The sequence below is a fragment of the Synechococcus sp. H60.1 genome (genome assembly GCF_047462335.1).
GTDB lineage: Bacteria > Cyanobacteriota > Cyanobacteriia > Thermostichales > Thermostichaceae > Thermostichus.
This window is the reverse complement of the sequence record NZ_JANSJA010000215.1, coordinates 1-3,592: the sequence shown is the minus strand read 5'-3', so window position 1 is coordinate 3,592 and position 3,592 is coordinate 1. Positions and strand designations below refer to the sequence as shown.

2 protein-coding genes are annotated in these 3,592 nt (G+C 61.6%); both read right to left on the bottom strand.

Annotated elements, in window-relative coordinates:
• Window positions 1-134 (bottom strand): SOS response-associated peptidase family protein (locus NW852_RS10720; RefSeq protein ID WP_414426737.1); only part of this gene is annotated, 134 nt, incomplete at its 3' end.
• Between the two features lie 10 nt (window positions 135-144).
• Window positions 145-3,543, bottom strand: a complete 3,399-nt coding sequence (gene treS, locus NW852_RS10715) for a maltose alpha-D-glucosyltransferase (protein ID WP_414426729.1) — start codon at window positions 3,541-3,543, stop codon at window positions 145-147.
• Window positions 3,544-3,592: the final 49 nt, after the last annotated feature.

The window sequence follows — 3,592 nt, the reverse complement described above, 5'->3', positions numbered from 1 at the left end:
GCCACCACCGCCAGCAGCGGCTGAGCAGGGGCAATGTTGTAGCGGGGCTGGAGCGCCGCCACTGCCCCCCTCTCGAGTTGAAAATGCTGCTGCAGCCGTTCGGGAGCAACCGCCAGGCTAAACCGTCCGCACATCCGGGATCCCTCAAACCTGGGTGGAAATGCCCAGCAATTGGAGGAGCCCCCGCAGTGGGATCTCCACCTGCTCGGGACGGTGGTTGAGCTCGTAGCCCAGCTCGTAGATGGCCTTCTCCAGCAGATAGGCCTCTAGCAGCACTTCCAGCTCCTGCGGGCTGCGGGGCAGAAAAGCCCCTTGGGAAGCCACCTGGAGATACTCGGCCAAGAAAGCAGCACAAACCCAGCGGTGCCAAAACTGGGCCCAGCGCATCATGTCGGGGCACTTGTCCCCGCAGACCAGGCCGCTTTCCAGTTGCTGGCGCAAGCCGGTGTGAACGGCGTAGTGGAAAGAGCGCAGCATCCCTGCCACATCCCGCAGGGGGCAGCGTTTGAGGCGGCGTTCTCCCAGGGAGCGGGCCGGCTCCCCTTCAAAGTCGATGATGACAAAGTCCTTGCCGGTAAACAGCACCTGGCCCAAGTGGTAATCCCCATGGCAGCGGGTGCGCAAAGCCGTGATCTTCCGCTCCAGGATGAGGCGGAAGCGGCTCATGATCTCCCCTTCTTGGTCGCGAACAGCCCGGGCCAACTTGGCCTCCACCTCCGGCAGCTTGGGGATCTGCTTGTTCAGCAGCGGAAACACCTGCCCCACCAAATTGCGCATGGATTGATAGATGGAGCGCTGGTAAAGACTGGAGAAGGGCTCGGGGGCAAAGTCTTTGTTTTCGGTGTCGGCGGCCAGAGCAAGGTGCAGCTCGGCGGTGCGCTTGGCCAAGATCCGCACCGACTCCAGGTAGCTGCCAATGGTGGCGTAGGCCAGCTCCGGCAAGGGGAGTTGAGACAGCTCCAAGAAGGATCCCTGCGGAACGGGCACGGGATCCACCTCTAGGTAGTGAACCAGCACCGTCTCGAAAAACTGCCCCAGGCTGTCCAGCGTGTAGTGCCAGGCATCCCCCTCGTTGGGGATGTACTCCTGCAAAATGGCCAACGTGATGGGCTGATCGCTGGGATCAAAGCCCCGCGCCCCACGGCGGCGGCGATATTCCAGGGATCCCAACAGCCGCGGCACCCGCACCTGGGGATGGTGCTCCAGCAGGTAGCGGCCGATCTCTAGCTCTGGATTCACCCCCTCGGCCACCTTGCGATAGAACTTGAGGATGTACTGGTTGCCGTAGACCACCGAGGTGTTGCTCTGCTCCGCCTTGAGGATGCGGGGTTCAAGGCCGAGGTCGTACTCAAAGGGAGCAAAGGTGGTGGCCCAAAGCTCCCCTGAGGAGTGGCGCAGGCGGCCCTGCTGGGCGATGATCTGCAGCGGCAACGACAAAAAGGTTTTATCGGCCAGCGCGTCGAAAAGCACGCCCGGCGGATCCCCGGCCACCTGCACAGGGAGGATGACTGCCTGGGGTGTCTCTACGCGCAGGTGCAGGGCCGCCTCTTGGGTGGTGTAGCCCACGGGGAGAGAGTAGAGTTCTGCTTCCCCCTCGGTAAACTCGACTTGCAAGAGCAAAATCTGGCCCCGAAAGGGGGGATCCCCTTCCCGATTACAAGGAATGGCATCCAAGATCTGGGCCGACTGAATTTGGCGGGCTTTGGAGCCGAACCAACGGCAGCGGTAGAGGTAGTCGCCCAAGACCGCCTCCAGCCGCTCTTGGCTTTCCCCTTGAAAGAGGCTTTCCCACGTGGGGGCGATCAGGGTGGGCAGGCGATCCGGCTCTTCCGGTTTGCTGTGACTGGGGTGGATCCGCTCCGTTGGTCGCTGTGGCTCGAGGGAAAACCAGTAGAAGGAGTGGGGGCCCAGGGTCAGGAAATAGGGCAGTTGGCCGATGGGAGGAAACGGCGTGCGCCCGAAGATCTCTACCGGGATCAGCCCCTCCCAGTGGGCTAAGTCCAGCTCCACAAACTGCGCGTAGCGAGAGAGGTTGGCCACCACCAGGATGCGCTCGTCGCCGTAGGCCCGCATAAAGGCCAGCACCTTGCGGTTTTCCGGGTGCAGCAGCTCAAAAGAGCCGCGGCCAAAAGCTTGGAAGCGCTTGCGCACCGCAATCATCCGTTTCATCGTCCACCACAGGGAATAGGGGTTGTTCCGCTGCGCTTCCACGTTGACGGTTTCGTAGTGGTACTCGGCATCGATGACGATGGGCAGGTAGAGCTTCTGCGGGTTGGCGCGAGAAAAGCCGGCATTGCGGTCGGCGCTCCACTGCATCGGCGTGCGCACGCTGTTGCGATCCCCCAGGTAGATGTTGTCCCCCATGCCGATTTCGTCGCCGTAGTAGATCACCGGCGTGCCGGGCAGAGAAAACAGCAGGCTGTTCATCAGCTCGATGCGGCGGCGGCTGTTGCCCAGCAGCGGGGCCAGGCGGCGACGGATGCCCAGGTTGACCCGCGCGTTGGGATCCTTGGCGTAGACCTGGTACATGTAGTCCCGCTCTTCGTCGGTGACCATCTCCAGGGTGAGCTCGTCGTGGTTGCGCAAGAAAATAGCCCACTGGCAGGTTTCGGGGATGGGGGGAGTCTGCTGCAGGATGTCGATGATGGGGAAGCGATCCTCCATCTGGATGGCCATAAAGAGCCGTGGCATCAGGGGGAAGTGGAAGTCCATGTGGCACTCGTCTCCGTCGCCGAAGTAGGCCACAGCATCCTCCGGCCACTGGTTGGCCTCCGCCAGCAGCATACGGTTGGGATATCTTTCGTCAATGTATTTGCGTAGGGCCTTGAGGAAGGCGTGGGTTTCCGGCAGGTTCTCGCAGTTGGTGCCCTCCCGCTCGTACAGATAGGGCACCGCGTCCAACCGCAGGCCGTCCACCCCCATGCTCAGCCAAAAGTCCACCACCTCGAAGATGGCCTTCTGCACGGCAGGGTTGTCGTAGTTGAGATCCGGCTGGTGGGAGTAGAAGCGATGCCAGTAGTAGGCCTTGGCCACCGGATCCCAGGCCCAGTTGGAAGTTTCAAAGTCTTGAAAGATGATGCGGGCCTCTTTGTACTTTTCGGGGGTATCGCTCCAAACGTAGAAATCCCGCTCAGGCGTGCCGGGGGCGGCGCGCCGAGCCCGCTGAAACCAGGGATGCTGATCGGAGGTGTGGTTGAGGATCAGCTCGATGATGACGCGGATCCCGCGTTGGTGGGCGGCATCTAGAAAGATTTTAAAGTCCTCTAGGGTGCCCAGGGTGGGGTTAACGTTGGTAAAATCAGAAACATCATAGCCATCATCCCGCAGGGGGGATGGGAAAAAGGGCAACAGCCAGATGGCCGTGATGCCGAGATCTTGCAGGTAGTCCAGCTTTTCCGTCAGGCCCTGGAAGTCGCCCACGCCATCGCCATCGCTATCGGCAAAGGCCCGCACCGGCACTTCGTAGATCACCGCGTCTTTGTACCAGAGAGGGCTGGGGGCCAAGCTGGAGCCAACAGAGCGAAGAGGAGTTCGGGTCATCATAGGGCGGCAACCAAAACCGAGGGGTCAACGTAAGGCGCGGGATTCCCCA